This window comes from Xanthomonas sp. CFBP 8152 (assembly GCF_014199025.1).
GTDB classification, from domain to species: Bacteria; Pseudomonadota; Gammaproteobacteria; order Xanthomonadales; family Xanthomonadaceae; genus Xanthomonas; species Xanthomonas arboricola_B.
Genome location: NZ_JACHNO010000001.1, coordinates 1,319,461 through 1,335,859, shown reverse-complemented (window position 1 = coordinate 1,335,859; position 16,399 = coordinate 1,319,461). Strand labels below are relative to the sequence as shown.

At 57.1% G+C, this 16,399-nt stretch carries 14 protein-coding genes and 2 tRNA genes; 1 reads left to right on the top strand and 15 read right to left on the bottom strand.

Going from position 1 to position 16,399, the window contains the following annotated elements; translation table 11 throughout:
• Window position 1: 1 nt before the first annotated feature.
• From FHT09_RS05640 to uvrB, 8 genes are all read right to left on the bottom strand, one after another.
• A complete protein-coding gene (locus tag FHT09_RS05640; protein WP_104606045.1) occupies window positions 2-1,171 on the bottom strand; it encodes a TrbI/VirB10 family protein in 1,170 nt (389 codons plus the stop codon).
• On the bottom strand, window positions 1,168-1,935 hold the full coding sequence (locus tag FHT09_RS05635; protein WP_039516403.1) for a TrbG/VirB9 family P-type conjugative transfer protein: 768 nt from the start codon (window positions 1,933-1,935) through the stop codon (window positions 1,168-1,170). Before FHT09_RS05635 ends, FHT09_RS05640 begins: the two co-directional genes overlap by 4 nt.
• Window positions 1,932-2,951, bottom strand: a complete 1,020-nt coding sequence (locus FHT09_RS05630; RefSeq protein WP_166774542.1) for a type IV secretion system protein — start codon at window positions 2,949-2,951, stop codon at window positions 1,932-1,934. Before FHT09_RS05630 ends, FHT09_RS05635 begins: the two co-directional genes overlap by 4 nt.
• A gap of 126 nt (window positions 2,952-3,077) precedes the next feature.
• On the bottom strand, window positions 3,078-3,488 hold the full coding sequence (locus tag FHT09_RS05625; protein WP_024937947.1) for a TcpQ domain-containing protein: 411 nt from the start codon (window positions 3,486-3,488) through the stop codon (window positions 3,078-3,080).
• 348 nt (window positions 3,489-3,836) lie between these two features.
• Window positions 3,837-5,510, bottom strand: a complete 1,674-nt coding sequence (locus tag FHT09_RS05620; protein ID WP_104606043.1) for a type IV secretory system conjugative DNA transfer family protein — start codon at window positions 5,508-5,510, stop codon at window positions 3,837-3,839.
• 35 nt (window positions 5,511-5,545) lie between these two features.
• Window positions 5,546-5,788, bottom strand: a complete 243-nt coding sequence (locus FHT09_RS05615) for a hypothetical protein (RefSeq protein WP_016901079.1) — start codon at window positions 5,786-5,788, stop codon at window positions 5,546-5,548.
• A 529-nt stretch (window positions 5,789-6,317) separates the two neighbouring features.
• Window positions 6,318-6,392, bottom strand: a tRNA-Val gene (locus FHT09_RS05610).
• Between the two features lie 104 nt (window positions 6,393-6,496).
• On the bottom strand, window positions 6,497-8,518 hold the full coding sequence (gene uvrB / locus FHT09_RS05605; RefSeq protein WP_046343303.1) for an excinuclease ABC subunit UvrB: 2,022 nt from the start codon (window positions 8,516-8,518) through the stop codon (window positions 6,497-6,499).
• Between the two features lie 140 nt (window positions 8,519-8,658).
• Between uvrB and FHT09_RS05600 the strand changes: the two genes are divergently transcribed.
• Window positions 8,659-9,201 (top strand): GspH/FimT family pseudopilin, encoded by a 543-nt coding sequence (locus FHT09_RS05600; protein ID WP_026064032.1) that lies wholly within the window; start codon window positions 8,659-8,661, stop codon window positions 9,199-9,201.
• Between the two features lie 51 nt (window positions 9,202-9,252).
• Here FHT09_RS05600 and FHT09_RS05595 read toward each other — a convergent pair.
• The 7 genes from FHT09_RS05595 to FHT09_RS05565 form a co-directional block, all read right to left on the bottom strand.
• Window positions 9,253-9,329 (bottom strand) — tRNA-Asn (locus FHT09_RS05595).
• Window positions 9,330-9,395: 66 nt separating this feature from the next.
• The gene (locus FHT09_RS05590; protein ID WP_104606042.1) at window positions 9,396-9,839 is read right to left on the bottom strand and encodes a type IV pilin protein; all 444 of its coding nucleotides are present in this window, start codon (window positions 9,837-9,839) and stop codon (window positions 9,396-9,398) included.
• The gene (locus FHT09_RS05585; RefSeq protein WP_104606041.1) at window positions 9,836-13,582 is read right to left on the bottom strand and encodes a PilC/PilY family type IV pilus protein; all 3,747 of its coding nucleotides are present in this window, start codon (window positions 13,580-13,582) and stop codon (window positions 9,836-9,838) included. Before FHT09_RS05585 ends, FHT09_RS05590 begins: the two co-directional genes overlap by 4 nt.
• Window positions 13,583-13,592: 10 nt before the next feature.
• The gene (locus tag FHT09_RS05580; RefSeq protein ID WP_104606040.1) at window positions 13,593-14,120 is read right to left on the bottom strand and encodes a PilX N-terminal domain-containing pilus assembly protein; all 528 of its coding nucleotides are present in this window, start codon (window positions 14,118-14,120) and stop codon (window positions 13,593-13,595) included.
• A gap of 2 nt (window positions 14,121-14,122) precedes the next feature.
• Window positions 14,123-15,283, bottom strand: coding sequence for a PilW family protein (locus tag FHT09_RS05575; protein WP_046343307.1), 1,161 nt, complete (start codon window positions 15,281-15,283; stop codon window positions 14,123-14,125).
• Between the two features lie 4 nt (window positions 15,284-15,287).
• The gene (pilV, locus tag FHT09_RS05570; protein ID WP_046343309.1) at window positions 15,288-15,767 is read right to left on the bottom strand and encodes a type IV pilus modification protein PilV; all 480 of its coding nucleotides are present in this window, start codon (window positions 15,765-15,767) and stop codon (window positions 15,288-15,290) included.
• On the bottom strand, window positions 15,764-16,282 hold the full coding sequence (locus tag FHT09_RS05565; protein WP_104606039.1) for a Tfp pilus assembly protein FimT/FimU: 519 nt from the start codon (window positions 16,280-16,282) through the stop codon (window positions 15,764-15,766). The genes pilV and FHT09_RS05565 overlap by 4 nt, the downstream gene beginning before the upstream one ends.
• Window positions 16,283-16,399 lie beyond the last annotated feature (117 nt).

The window sequence follows — 16,399 nt, the reverse complement described above, 5'->3', positions numbered from 1 at the left end:
TTCACTTCGGCAGGACCGCCGAGAAATCGACGTCCTTGGCAACGTAGACGTTCAATACCGTTCCTTGATTGATCGTCAGGGTGGCAGGACGACGTCCTGATTTTTCGACTGCCTGCTCCGCAAGCTGCTGCATGCTGCGTGCGGTGTTACTTTCGAAAGGCTGCTGGGTGATGATTCCCGAGCCCACACCGATTGTCGTTGTCTCAGGACCGTATTCAGCAGCCGCATACTTGAATGCATCGCTCAACAAGCTGATGAACAGCGCCGATGCAATCTTGTTACCCCAATGCGCGTTGTAGTCACCCGGGTGGCCAGCGCTACCGAGCGTGTCGATACCAGGGCCGACCAGCGTGACATCCAGTCCGGTCGGCGTGGTGACGCGATCCCACACTACCTGCAGGCGCCTTGTCGTCGGCTCTCCGGCGCCGTACTGGCCGAGCATCTTGGAACCCTTCGGCAAGAGCAGGTTGTGGCCGTTGATCGAGTACACCGGCTCGGTGACGATACACGAGGTGTAGCCACCGAAGTCGGAAATGATCCGTGTCTCCAGGATGCAACGGATGTAGGTGCCACGTACCAACAGGCCATCCGGATTGCTGATCGGCTTAGCCAGCGTAACAGGACTCTCTTCTTGGCCGGGTGCAGGCTGAGCGCCCGTTTGCCCAGGCATGGCTGTGCCGTTTGTTGCGGATTCGGCAAGGATACGACGCTCCAGTAATGTCGGGCCGCGCTGACGCTCCGGTGCTGAGCTGACCTCTTCGCTGTCATCGGTCGGCATTGGCGGAAGAGGCGGCAAGCTGGGTTGCTGGGCTAGCGGAACCGGCGCCTCTTCCACCGGCGCAGTCATGTTCTGCGGCAACGCTGGCGCAACCACCGTCTCCGTACGCTGTTTCGGCGGGGGAGAATCCTCTCCGCTTTGTGTCGCCAACCAGAAGATGACGAGAATCAATAACGCGGCAATGGCAGCCAGAAACACAAGCGCCTTGCGATTCAGACGCTTGATGTCGCTGGAACGCAACACTGGTTCATTGGCGTCGAGGTCCGGCTCGGCACCTGCCTGCTGACGCGCAAAGTAAGGATTGTTGCGCTCGTTGTACTCACCGTTGCGTAGCTCTTCCCCGCCATTGTTCGGGGAGCGCTCATCAGGGCTGTTTGGAATATTCGAGTTCACTTTTGCTTGTTCCTTCGCAGACCGACGACGTTATCGCCATGGCGAACCACCAGGAAAGGATAGGTCCCGTGCACGATCAGGGTGTTGCCCTCCACCGTGGTATTGACGAGAAAATCCTCCGCGTGTTCCTTTTCGCGGGCAAAAACTGCCGGGAAATTTCCGGTCGGAAACCGCGTCAAATCCATATTGATATAGGTGAACTTGCCGTCGTCATAGACGCGGCTTGGAATCAGCCAGGACTTCTTGGCACGCGTCGCATAGTCGTAGTCGTAGTAATAACGCCGATCCTTCAAAATCTTGGCGTTCAACAACGGGCCTTTCTTCGATGTATCCGCGTCTTCGACATTATTGAAGCTTGTATCCTTCGGATAGGTGAACACGACCTTGTATTGAACGCCAGCCTGCTTTGCCTGCTCGAGGCGCTGCCAGTCTGTTGCAACCACCTTGAGTTCAAGAATGTAAGAATGCGTTGCCGTACGAATCATCATGTTCGTATCGACGTCGACATTCTTGGGCTTGAGATAAAAGACATTCTCGCGACGCGTCAGCTCCCAGCCGCCAGTAAAGCCTGTGCTGTAATCCAGGATCTTTTCGTTCGGGCTTAGCTCGACCTGAGTGGTAATCCCGAGACCGGTGCGTACCTGGTAGATGCGGTCCGGGGCATACTCATACTCCTGAACCACTTGAGCGGCAGCCGAGAAAGCGCATATTGCAAGTGGCAGTGCTGAAAATAACGCAGCACTGTACCGATTAAAAAGTTTCATCGACCACTCGCTCCATTGACATTGTTCTGCATCCCTTGGGGTTGAATCGCGGGCTGCGCCGCAGGCTGAGCTGCCGGCTGCATTTGATCGGGAAACGCGGGCTGCACCTGCTGTTGAGGCACGCCACCCTGCGGAAGTGCTCCCTGCTGCAACGGGACGCCTGCCTGCTGAACTGCACCAGAGGCGTTTGCCGCGCTAGGATCGATCATGCCAGTACCAGCCTGCTGTGCCGCTGGCTGAGGCTGAGGGTTGATCCCGCCGCCACCGGCAGGAGTAGCTGGCAACGAGGAGTAGTCGTTGTCTACCCGATAATCAGTTACTCGGAAGCCTAGAGGATTTTCGACTCGCAGGCTGTCATTCATCTCCAGATTATCTTGGTAGACAAATCCCATCGTCGCGATCTTGTTGTCAAGCAACGTAGAGACCGTCGAATTTTTGTCGTACACGGTCCGTTGAAAACGTACGGTCGCCCCTTTGTAGGGCTGTCCTTTTCCGCCAATCAACGTAATACTCAAAATATTGATGCGGATGGCACGCAGCTTTCCGTACGTATTCAAGGGCCGTAGCGGATTGTTCGCGGAGTGCAGCGCCCGATACTCATTGACAACGTTCGTGGCACCCATTGCCGACACAGTATTCCAGTCGCGCTGACCGATGATGGTAAGATCGAATGATTCGCGGGCAATAATGAACCGGGCAATATTGCTACGTGCTAACGCCTCACTGGTACTGATCGTCCGCCCACCAAAATTCGCCTCGAGTTTTGCAATCGTGCTGGTTCCCGAATAGGCGTCAGCCATCACCAGGTACGGCACCTTTTCCTTCAGCGGCAACATGTAGTAGTAGCCGCCCGCCGTCAGGACGGTGACCAGCATCGATAGGGTCGCCACCATCCATGCGCGCTTTTCGCTGCGGCGCGCGAGGTCGGCGATGCTGACCTCGTAGTTCATCGCTTTCTGGACGGCCGCACCCACTTGGGCAGATCCGTCCTTTTCACTGACCTTCTTACGCAACATGTCTAGATCCGTCACCGTAGGGCCTTGTCAGGCCTGAAACTATCGCCGCGACGAGCGCGGGCACATGGGAGGCTTGAACAGATTCATCGACCGAATGCTGAGAGCATCGAATCAGCAGTTCGGTTCTTAGAGCTTGGCTCCAGACGATACCGGCACCGGCTGTACCAGCAACTTGTTGGCGGAGACCGAAACCGACACACCTTGTGCCGCGTACACCGCGCTCAGCTCGGTGGCGGCTTGCTGCACGCTGGTGGTGCTGATATTGGAAACCGGGGCGATCAAGGTGTAATCCGAAGGCAGGTTGTAGGACAGCTGCATGTTGGAATCCGCGGCCCACCGCTCCAGCATCGTCTTCAACGTGCCGTCCATCGGCGTAGCCTGATACGTGTAGGAGGTGTAGAGCGGAATTTCAGTGGGCGCCTCGTCGAAGTGATTGACGTGCTTCCAACGTCCACCAAAATCGGGAGCTGGCTTGGTTGCGCAGGCGCCGACCAACGCAGCAACCACCAAGACCAGTGACAGCTTGGACACATACATCGGATTCACTCTGACTTCTCCAACTCATGAGATTTCGGGCTTAAGACGGACAGCACAACGGCCCCGCTCACCTTCGGGTGACGGAGGGAATCTGCCTCTAATGACTCGCTCAAGCGCATGCTGCCACCTGGGCCAGCCGGAAAAGGCCGGTCAGCAACACGTGCACGCGCGATCGATAAAAATGAATACGCCGAAGAACCATCCATAGCCTTACTCCTGTACGACCCCGTCCGGCGCCGCCCCCTTAACAAAAAATCAACAATGCGCGAATTCTGGGTCACTTTGCCCTTAACGCACACATGAGTCAAGAATTACCGGCGCACCCTCGCAGCAATTATGAGACGACGGTCACAACTTGATAGACAGCGTTTTCACGTCGGTCTTGGGCAACAAACGCGCGGTGAAATAGCGATCTTCGTAGTAGCGGATCTTGTCGCATTGCACCGGGTGCGGGATGCCCTCGTACAGGAAGACTTCTTTCTCATTGCCCATTGCCTTGAGCTCCTGCGGAAGCATCAGGGCCCGCCGCTCCTCGGAGACACTTCGGGTGGTCTCTCTGCCGCGGGTAACGTTCTTCTTCTTGATGGTGGTGTAGCCCAACATCTCGGAGTAGTCGTTTGCGTCCTGTTGCTCGCGCGGCGCGTACAGGATCTGCAACGCGTGGTTGGTGATGATCGTGCGCGACAGGTCCTTGCCGTAGGTCGCATCCAGCTGCGCCATGCTCTGAATGATGGGAAGCAGACGAAGGTTGTAGCCCGCCATGTAGGCGACTGCAGTGGCGATGATGTCGACTTTGCCGATCGAGGTGAATTCGTCCATCAACAGCAGGCATTGGTACTTCAGCTCCGGATTGGACTTCGGCAGTTCGCGGGTGTTGAGGTTGATGATCTGGCTGAAGAGCAGGTTGATGATGAGGCGGCTTTCGGCCAGCTTGTTGGGCTGGATGCCGATGTAGATCGTCATCTTCTTCTTGCGCAGATCGGTGAGCAGGAAATCGTCCGCGCTGGTTGCCGCATCCAGGACCGGGTTGATCCATGCGTTGAGTGGCTCTTTCAGGGTACCCATGATGGACGCAAAGGTCTCATCGGCCTGGGACAGCATATTGGCGAATGCCGAGCGCGCATTGCCGCTGAGGAATCTGCGCTCGGACAGCGACTTGAGGTACTTCTTGAGGTCTGTGCCGTCCCCTGACGACAGGCGGTAGATGCCGCCGAGCGTGGGAGGCCCTGCCCCGCCCGGAAAGCCGAGCGACAGCTCTTCGTCCTGGTTTTCGAACAGATACAGGGCGAACGCCATGAAGGCATTACGCGCCTGACTGACCCAGAACTTCTGGTCGTCCGACCCGTCCGGATACAGCATCGCGGCGATGCTCATCAGATCCGACACACGGAAAGCTGGATCGCTGGACACGTAAGTCAGCGGATTCCAGCGATGCGTACGGCGATCCTCGGCAAAGGGATTGAAAAGGAACACCTCATGCCCCTGACTGGCGCGCCAGCCACTGGTGAGGTCGAAGTTCTCCTGCTTGATGTCCAGAACCACTACCGATTCCTGATACTCAAGCAGGTTGGGAATGACCACGCCTACGCCCTTGCCGGAGCGTGTCGGCGCGGCGAGGATCACGAACTGCTGCCCGCTCAGCCGCACGAGTTTGCCGTTGAACTTGCCCACGACAATGCCGTTGCCGCTCGGCTTGAACAAACCGTGCTTGGAAAGGTCTGCAGCTCCGGCAAAGCGCGCATCGCCATGCAGCGCCCGCGCCTTCGGCTTGACCAGGAGCACGACCGTGATGGCCCAGACGATCGCGGGCAGGCCAAAGCCGAGAATGCCGGACATCTTGATCTTGGTTGCGTAAGGCGCCACCTCCGGCAAGCCCAGCGCCTTGACGTAGCGATAGTAGGTGTCCCACGCGTACAGCCCGGTATCGAGCCGCAACAGCAGAAGCGTCAGATATCCGGACAGGACGTATCCAACAACCAATGTCACCACGGTGGCGATTGCAATTATTTTGGCTTTGGACACGCGCCCCTACTCCTTGGCTTACTTCTCAACGGCACTTAGCGACGGACGACGGGCTTGTGATCGACCAGATCCGACTTGCGTCCACCACTCTCGCTCTCGACGAGCGAGTCAATCCAGACCCTGGCTTGATCCAGGGAAAGATCCGGCGTGATCCGAGTTCCGGCATCCGTCACGACGGCATATGCCACCACGGCGTCGGGCGCATAGGTGTCTTCCCGGGTGATTGCCACGACACGGTACCCGCCCCTGGTCAGCACGGTGTGCTGATACTCGTCCATCGCCAGCCTTCCTTTTCGTCAGCGCGGAGGCGATGCTAAAGCAAGACGTGTGATGGAGAAAGCGGTTTCGGCGAAGCCGGCACAACCGCGCGCGCATTCGACGCCAGGGGAGGATCGGGATGGATCAGCGCCGGTGGAATTCCGTTGGCACCTGATGTGCTTCCAGAGCCACACGCGCGCCTGGCAGTAAAAAGCCTGCCTGCCGCTTCGTAGATGCGGCGACCAGCGCCGCGACGAAATGGCACGCCGTGCAGATGCCGCGGCTTGACACCAGGAATCTCGCACGCAGGGACCGCCCAGGGCGCCCGGCTTGCCAGGACACCGCTCCGCCGCAGCGACGCCGGACCATGGCACGCAATTCGTCCAGCACGCCTGGGCGATGCATAGAGGCAAGTGATCGATCGTCGAAAACCAAACAAGCAACGTGCGGAAGCTGCAAGAGCTGATGCACATGTCACTTAGAGATCCGTGGCAGCAGTGCTTGCCGATGTTGAAGCCACTCAAGTCGCCGTGCCGCCTGGACTTGGAGTGGTGGGCGGTACAGGGTTCGAACCTGTGACCCCTACCATGTCAAGGTAGTGCTCTACCGCTGAGCTAACCGCCCGTTTCCTGCGTCAGCATTGCGCTGTGCAGGGCGCGCATTCTAGCGCAGGGTTTGGATCACCACAAGCCCTCCCTGCGCTCGAACTTTCGCGCTGTCGCTCTGCCCTATGCCAGGCTGGCAGCTTTCAGTTTCTGGATCTGGTCGCGGATCTGCGCAGCCGCCTCGAACTCCAGGTCCTTGGCATGCTGGTACATCTGCTGCTCCAGGCTCTTGAGCTTGCCGGCGATCTGAGCAGGCCCCATCGCGCGGTAATCGGGCATTTCCTCCGCCACCTGGCGCGACTTCGAACGTCCCTTGCCGGCCTTCTTCTCGGCGGCATCCTCGCGCGCACCTTCCATGATGTCGGAGATCGGACGCGCCACCGACTTGGGCGTGATGCCATGCTCCAGGTTGTACTCGACCTGCTTCTCGCGGCGGCGGTCGGTCTCGTCGATCGCCGCCTGCATCGAACGCGTCATCTTGTCGGCATATAGAATGGCCTTGCCGCGCAGGTTGCGCGCGGCGCGGCCGATGGTCTGAATCAGCGAGCCGGTGGAGCGCAGGAAGCCTTCCTTGTCCGCATCCAGGATCGCCACCAGCGACACTTCCGGCATATCCAGGCCTTCTCGCAGGAGATTGATGCCGACCAGCACATCGAACTTGCCCAGGCGCAGGTCGCGGATGATCTCCACGCGCTCCACCGTGTCGATATCCGAATGCAGATAGCGCACGCGAATGCCGTGCTCGCCGAGGTACTCGGTGAGGTTCTCGGACATGCGCTTGGTCAGCGTCGTCACCAACACGCGATCACCGAGCTTGATGCGCTCGTGGATTTCGGACATCAGGTCGTCCACCTGCGTTCCGACCGGGCGGATCTCGACCACCGGATCGATCAGGCCGGTCGGGCGCACCACCAGCTCGGTGATCTCGCCCGCGGACTCGCGCAGCTCGTAGGGACCCGGTGTGGCCGAGACATAGATGCTGCGTGGCGAACGCGCCTCCCATTCCTCGAAACGCAGCGGCCGGTTGTCCAGTGCCGACGGCAGGCGGAAGCCGAATTCCACCAGCGTCTCCTTGCGCGAGCGATCGCCCTTGTACATCGCGCCAATCTGCGGAATGGTCACGTGCGACTCGTCGATGACCAGCAACGCGTCCGGCGGCAGGTAGTCGAACAACGTCGGCGGCGGCTCGCCAGGCGCTTTGCCGGTGAGATGCCGCGAGTAGTTCTCGATACCGTTGCAGAAGCCGACTTCGGCCATCATTTCCAGATCGAACTGGGTGCGCTGCGCCAGCCGCTGTGCTTCGACCAGCTTGTTCTGCGAATACAGCTGCTCCAACCGCTCCTTCAACTCGTCCTTGATCGTATCCACCGCACTCAGCGTGCGCTCGCGCGTGGTCGCGTAATGGGTCTTGGGATACACGGTGTAGCGCTGCAGCTTGCGCAGCGTTTCGCCGGTCAACGGATCGAACAGGGTCAGCTGCTCGATGTCGCCATCGAACAACTCGATACGCAACGCCTCGGTGTCGGATTCTGCCGGGAACACGTCCAGCACTTCGCCACGCACGCGGAACGCGCCACGGGTCAGCTCGAATTCGTTGCGGGTGTACTGCAGATCGGTGAGATGGCGGATCAACTGCCGCTGGTCGATGTGCTCGCCCACCGACAGGATCAAGCGCAGTGACAGATAGTCTTCCGGCGCGCCCAGGCCGTAGATCGCCGACACCGTGGCCACCACCAGCGAATCACGACGCGACAGCAAGGTCTTGGTCGCCGACAGACGCATCTGCTCAATGTGCTCGTTGATCGAACTGTCCTTCTCGATGAAGGTGTCCGACGACGGCACATAGGCCTCGGGCTGGTAGTAATCGTAGTAGCTGACGAAGTACTCCACCGCGTTGTGCGGAAAAAACGACTTGAACTCACCGTACAGCTGCGCCGCCAGCGTCTTGTTCGGCGCCATCACCAGGGTTGGCTTCTGCACCTGCTGAATCACGTTGGCAATAGTGTAGGTCTTGCCTGAGCCGGTCACACCCAACAAGGTCTGCTTGGCCAGGCCGGCCTCGAAGCTGGCCACCAGCTTGTCGATGGCGGCAGGCTGATCGCCGGCTGGGGAGTACGGGGATACGAGCTGAAAACGGTCGGTCATGGAGCGGGTCTCGGGGGAGGACTGCACGAACGGCGGAGGCCACCTTCGGTAAAAGTCTGACCCGTCATCACGTGAGAGCCGACCTTACCTGAGCCATAGACGCCGTAGAGACTGCTTGTTCCGAGCCAGGGAGCAGGACGGTGAAAGCAGTGACTCGTTCGTGCGAAAAAGGGTACACGGCACTACAGCTAGTGATCGTGATGGCGATCATCGGGATCGTGGCAGCCATCGGCCTGCCCAGCTTCAACGCTTTGATCGAGTGGCAGCGAGCACAGGCAAGGGTTCACTTACTCACCGCACATCTGGCGATGGCCAGAAGCCTGGCTGTCACGCATCGCTTGCCGGTCAGCATCTGCCCGTCTGGTGATGGGGCAAATTGTCGATCTGGAAGGGACTGGAGCCAGGGTTGGATCCTTTTTAAGGATCCGCTGCGCACTGGCCAGCCTGCAGATACGGACTCGGTCCTGCAGGTTGAGCAGTACGCTGCGAGCGACAACATCAGTATCACTGGAACGACCGGCCGATCGCTTGTCCGATTTCTTCCGAACGGCCGCAACAGCGGCACCAACATCACGATCAGCCTCTGCACGCGTGCGCAGCGTCTGGCAGATGTCATTGTCAACAACTCAGGGCGAACGCGGTCTGTTCGCTACAGGCAACCAACCACATGCCCCGCACGGTGAGCTACGGCCAAAACGAAGAGGCCGCGACTAGTCGCGGCCTCTTCAACATCTTGGCGCCCGAAGTTGGACTCGAACCAACGACCCCCTGATTAACAGTCAAGTGCTCTAACCGGCTGAGCTATTCGGGCGGGGTCGGCATTGTAGCAAGATTTCGGGGCATTGCAACAGCCATCACCATCCCTAGAAACACACCCTCACCAACAGTCCGACAAGGCTCCCCTAGAGTTGGTCTTGCGGCTGGCCTGGTCGATGCTTAGAGTGCCGCACTTGTCGGCTGACTGGATGTTGGTGGGGGTCGCAGTGATCACAAAGGTGGACTGAGTCACCTGTGGCGATGGAAGGTTATACGCATTGGTCCCACCCTCCCGCGGCGAAAAATTCTTGGGCAGCGTAAAGCCCACATAGGTGTTCTGCACCGTGTGATACCGCTCAGCCAACTGCGCATACTCGACAAGATCTGCCTTGGCCTGCGCACGGCGAGACTTGCGCACGTATTCCGAGTAGCTGGGATAGGCGATCGCAGCCAAAATCGCCACGACAGCAACAACAATCATCAGCTCGATCAGGGTGAAGCCTCGCGAAGCCAACCGTGGAGCGAACCCATTGCATGCACTCGATACTCTGACCAAATATCTCATTGCACCTGCCTCCAGGATTGGCGCCCACATGGATAGGGAACATACATCGGTTCGGCACCGGCAACGCTTACCACCATCCAACAGGAACTTCCACCTGGCGGCAGCGCTCCACCAGACTCTGCCGGCGTCAGTCGTGGAACGGCGGATACACCCACATCCTTCACCGGCGTAGTTCCCTGAGTTGTCAGCGACGTCGCTGCAGTCCCCGACGCGAACGACGACCCTGTCGGCGAGCTACGGCGAGCCACGTCGAGTGCGGCTCCACCAGTCTTAGTGTTCAGCCCAAACAGCCAATTGCTCCCCTGAGCAGCACAGCCCACGCTGTTCGGATTGGGGACATAGGTCGGGATGAAAACAATGCCCGACGCGACGCTCGGATTTCCGACCATACGCTCCCCGGCCGGCAAGTCGACATACCAGCCACGCCCCCCTGCTGGGCTCGCTCCCAACACCAGACTCCGCGTGCCGCCAGAACTGGAGATTGTATTAGCCTGCAGGTTGGTGCGCGTCAACGCACTCGTAATTGCTCCAGAGGAAACGTCATTGACGCCATACAACGACTGGATAGCAGTATCAAACGGATCATTTACAAATGAGAAGCTTCCAGTTCCAAAGAAAAGCATGACACCGCCGTTATCACCAGCGGTAGCAACGAGTCCACCGGTAATCGGCTGACGATAGGTAGAGCCGTTCTCGGTTGAAGTACGGCTTGTGAAAAGCGGCACGGAAACAGATGTCACCGTGCTACGAAGATCAAACTTCCAAACGGCCCCTTTTTGATCGGCTGCGTAAACAGTGTCCGCATATCCATCACGAACCCGATCAGCTTGGTTGGCACCGCCCCAGCGATCAACAACAACGATGTTGCCAAGACCGTTGCTTCCGGCGACCCCCCCACCGCTCTCCGTCGCTTCGATCATAGTAATAGCGGGTGCGCCTGCCTTGATATCAACAACAAAGAGAACGGCCTTTCCACTGGCGCTGTTATAGCCATTTCCAAAAATCGCTTTCCATGTCACAACGCCAGATGCGTTAGCAACTGGAACGATAACAGGCTTGCCAAGCACATAGCCTATATTATTACGAACTGCCGCAGAGAGTGTGCTATCGAGATCGCTGATCTCCCAAAGGCGACTGCTGGTCGAAATACTTGTCGGCGTCGTAACGTCCATTGCAAAAACGCTGCGTCCACCCGCACCCGCAGTCCCTACAAGAGCTGTCTTCCAGGATCCACCATAGTAAGCATCCGATACGGTCAGCGGACCATCAACATAGTAACGATGATTAAATTCCTGATCGCTTTGATCAAGTGGATCGTAGGGAAGCAGCAAGTTACCCATATGACCGATCGCCGTTGAAGGAATGTAAGCAAATCGCTCCGTGCCCCCATTGGAATTCATCACACCGCTTGCATTCATTCCTCCATCGAAGCCATGCAACATGCCATCGTTGGCTCCAACATAAACCATATAATTTCTATTTGCTTTCTTTGAATCCAAGTAAGCGCCGTACGTGCTTCCCGGCACTCCCGACAGACTACGATAACCATAGTCGTCCAATGGAGAGCTGATGACAGGCGTCGAATTGACGATATCGCCAAGCACAGTGGTTCGATCGCGTAAGCGACCACCGCTGCGAACTTCCCCAGACGCATCCCCACGCAAGTACGCGGTAGCGGTAGCGGCGGTCGCCCCCAGCGCGGAAAGGTCTGACTCAGCGCACAGCGACATCCCTGGATACAGCGACGTCGATTTGTTGCAAAGATCCGCAAGAGAAACATTAGTCGCATTGAAGGCGCTAACTGATCCTGCCTTGCTGACCAAGACATTGCGCGCCGCGGCAGATGGCATTCGTGAACTTGCCTCCCACGCTGCGGTGGTCACTGCGACCCGAGTCGTTGGATTGATAGAAACGGTATAGCCGGTAAGACGGCCAAACCAATCTGTGCCCTCATTGGCGATTTCGTAGTTGGGCACTACTGAGAACGAGCCAGTGCCGATGCGCGCACCGCTCTGCGCAAGTGTCCCCGAAGGAGACGAACCGGATGTCACCGAAGAGAGAACTCTCCGCATCGCAGCCGTAATTTCAGCCGGAGTCCTTGCGTTGATGTACTGACCGCGAGTGTTGGTTGCAGCGTGCCAGATGTCATCAACTGTGCTTCTTTCGTCATTTTCACGCGGCGGCCAATTCTGGTAAATCGCTGGAGTGGTGTAGGCATCCTGCACCACATCCGGGTCGAATAAGTTCCCCCGCGCACCCAGTGTGATACCGTAAAAATTTACGTGCAGATTCTTCTGACAGTCCAATCTTACGTTGGCATTCGCAGTGCTGCAGGAACTCGGTACAGGCACAAGCCCGGAAGCCAGGTCCGGCCGAATGGGAGATCCGCCGCTCACATTATTATAGTACTTTGCAGCGATGTCCCCCATAGTATTGTCGTAACTGTCAGCGAATGGAACTCCCATTCCACCGTCGCCCTGCGCATTACTGACCTGCGGCCCATCCTGGTTACTGTAGCCGTCCGTAAAGAGCATTACGGCATTTTTCTGACAAGCCAATTGGACTGGAGCAGCGCTGTCTGTGCGCTGGAATTGAACTCCTGCGGCGTTTACCGCTTGGCGATTTGGTGTGCCACCGCTCGCAGGCAATGCAAGGATCGAATTGTAAAGCGCGGTTTTTTCACTTGCTGTTGCCATATTTCGCATCGGCAGCCTGTCCGTAACGGCATCATAGCTAGTATGCTGATTGATACGGAAAAATCCAACACGCATATTATTGACATCAGCCAGCGACCTGGTCATACCCGCGATAATTGCCCTATTGCGATTACCGTAGAAAGAAAACCAATTTGCGAAGTTTTGCAAGGCAACGGTATTAGTGGTGCCGATCGTGTACTTCCACATATCACAGCCCGTTCCGCATACATCTCTTACACGCTCACGCGGCACTGAGTCATACGCGGAGGCAGAGCCGGGAAGGACTGGCCGAGCATCATTATTACCCGTGTAAGGAACGAAAAAGGTTGCAGGCCAAAACCTTATCAGCAGTGTCTGCGAACCACCATTCCAAGTGACATCAGTTGTCGTCGTTGTCTCAGCTCCGAAATAGAGATTATTGTTATTATCCCTGAAACGCTGCCTGTAACTTGTACCTCGGGGTAACACCATTCTGTTCTGAATTCGAAAACTACTATTGAAATCCTCACCCATGTAATTCGATGCCAACGCGATGGTTGCGGATTGCAGCGGATTAATACGGGTATTCATCGGATCGGCTTGAGGAAATGATGTGCCGTCATTATTGATCCATGGCTCGTATTTGACCGTCGGATCATAATATGTTGGATTGTAGGCAGCCGAGCGCGCGAAGCCCAGGCTATCCAACGGAGGAACACCTAGTCGATTCTCGTCGATACGGACACCAGGAAGCACGTGGTTGTAACCACATCCAACGCTTCTTGTATCTTCCGTATTGAGTACCCCAGGGCTTGAGAAAAACGTATATTGCGCAGTACTCCAGCAGCCTTGGCCATCCTGCCCTGGAAACTGGGTTTGAAAGGTCATCGACCCCGAATCGTCAACAGCCATGATGAACGCGGGCGGCGTCTGCACTTGATTATTCATTGGCGCCTGGGCCAGAACGCCCTGGCCCTGCGCGGCGATCAACGCATAGATAAAGCACCCCAGGCCAACGGCACCGGCGGCTGCAGAAGCAAGAATTACTTTCGTTCTATGAGATTTCATATGCTTCTCTTCAAAGCTTGAAGATAGTGTCTACGGCTGCTTCGGAGCTGGCGTTGCTCACGTCGTCAGCAGCGACGCCGGTAATCTGGAAAACAGGAGATGCGGGATCTACAGGCTGCCCCATGCCGATGTTTGCCTCTCCCTGAATACATTGATCGATCTGGCGGACATTGACCGCGCGAGCCGAGGTCTGTGCCTGCGCCCACTGTATCGGGTCAAAACCATCGTCGCAGACACGATTGATATCTCCGGCAGCAACTGAACTCGTGGTACCGGCTGGCGCAGTTGTTCGATTGGAAATATTTTCAACTGAATTCTCGGCATTTCTGACGATGCCCTCGGCCTCCTCGAAAGCAAGGTTTACAGCGCGATAATTGGCTGCCATTTTCTCTTGCATTCCAGAAACCTGGATTCCTGCAATGCCGATCAGCGCAAGCAGCACCAACATGATCAGCGCCACATATAAGACTGCACCGCGCTGACGAGTCATTTCCGAATAGTTAATCGCACGATTTCGAGCGAGACGTTTTATCTGCATTATCAGTTACCGAAAAGGCGATTGCGGAGGGCAATGGACAACTCGTAACTGGCACGATAACGTCCATCGTTGTTTGTCGGCGGAACGATCGTGACACCTAGCACGCCCAGTCGATTCGCCTCAACTTGAGTACCTGCAGCTGCTGCCGTCGGACTGCGAGCAAGGATACCGACCTGCACTTGCCCAACGCGACGCCACTGGTTGGCGGCCACCGAATCGGCTCCGGTAGCAACTCCACTAGCCACACGTTGCTCGGTAATATTACCGACAGGCGGAGTTTGGGTCGCGATCGCCGGCGTCGTATCCAATCCATACAGGAATTGTAGGCTTTCTATTCCTTCAACCAACTCTTCGCTGACATATACACCGTTGCTACCCGCGCGAGCGCGCCTTAGCGCGGGCTCTCCGGTATCGGGACTGTTGGCAACGTAATACACCAAGGACTCGGCGCGATAAACCATCGTCTGACCGGTGGGCTGCACAACATAACGCCCGGAAAGATTGACACCACTGGCAGTTACGGACCCTGCAGTTGTGGTACCAGCAAATACATCCGCGTGGGCGCAATCCGCAATTCCAAACAGGGTGGGAGCCGCCACTCCATCGTCGGTCAGGCGTGCCCAACGTGTTGCATTCATCGTCAAGGTGCTGTTGGACCCAGCTGCAGCGATCCCTGTCGCAGGTACGCCTTCGGCAGAAAGATAACGCAATACAATGATGTCGCTGCCCGGCCTCGGCGCCGGGTTTAAGTTCTGAATGGACGCTGGCAGGCCAACTATCGAATTCGCACTGCCACCGATCGTTATTTGATCTTTCGGAGCTGTTCCCGGTGCTTCATAGCCTTGAATTGATACCGAGAAATCCAGAGGACTCCCGCTTCCTGTTGTCGCAGAAAGATTGACCCTGGGATCTCCTTCCCCCTTGACGAATTGCGCTTGATCGTTGACGCACCCAAAGTGGCCCGCCATTCGAATGTCTCGAGCCAGATAGTCAAGCGCAAAACGTCCATTCTCTTGCGCTCGCGAAGCACCTTCGGATAGTTGGGCGGCCGTGCGTGAAGCTGAAAATACTTGGATTACCCCTAATAAAAGAACTAACCCGATCACTAACGCAATCATTAGCTCGATCAATGAAAGGCCAGACATTCGCGAACGCAATTTCATTCCCTTAGATCTCCGTGCGTAACGCAAAGCTGGTCACTGCCTCAGGGTTTTCCTTGTCCCAGCGCTGATCGCCCCAACTGATCGCCACAGTGGCGACCCCATTAACATAGGTAACTGTAGCAGCAGCCTTATCTCCGAGTGCCTTGGCTACCTGACATTGCCATCTTGTTATGTTCTGGCTTACCGATACGGTTTCGCCTGTCGGATATTCACACGCGCCAGTCGCCGTCACGGCCCCAGCAGCGAATGTGGCGGCAGTGTATTGGCCGACCTGATAACGATTGGATCGCATCTGATCGATAAGGTCGTAGGCCAGATTGGTTGCTTGTGTGCGATAGTTAGCGCTTTGGACGAATCGCACATTCATGGTCTGCAGCAGCGCGAATCCAAGCAAGCCAACTGCAAGCACAAGAATGGCAATCAGCACTTCGATTAGGGTGAAGCCTGCTGTAGAACGGCGATGAAAAGAACGATCTCGGTTCATGTGCACGTCTCTTTTTTGCTGCGGATCTGCCCGGACGCATTGACTGTTAAAGAGCGCTTCAACGGTTGCCCGCCACACTGATCGGGTTGCAACGTGACCTGTTGATCGGCAGCAGCACGGCGTCGTCCCCGCGCATCGAACGCGATGACCGTCCCTGTCGTTGGCCCCTGAACGACCAGCCTTGGATTTCCCAGCGAGTAACGGAGCACGGTTTCGCCTGAGTCATAACTCCCGTTTCCGTTTGCGTCGCTCCAGGCCATCACCCCTGCACTCCAGCTCCCGTTGCAGGCCGTTCCGTTCGCACTGCCACAGATGCCGCTGCCTTGGCCGTTCCGGATGGCTTCGCTTCTGGAAAGCGTGAGCAATGCCATCATTTCGTTATTCGACGCGGCCACCCGATTTGAGCGTAATACGCCTTGGAAACTCGGATACGCGATCGCTGCGGTGATGGCTAGCACCGCAACAGTCACCATGAGTTCGATCAATGTGAATCCGCGCATACGGACGACGGACATCAAGACGCTCCCCAGCGTTGTTGCTGGAGAGCATGAACCTTGACGCACCACCGGACAAGCACTGGACCGACAGGCGGACTGACTGGACCGACAAGCGTCATGCCGCCCCTTGCCGGT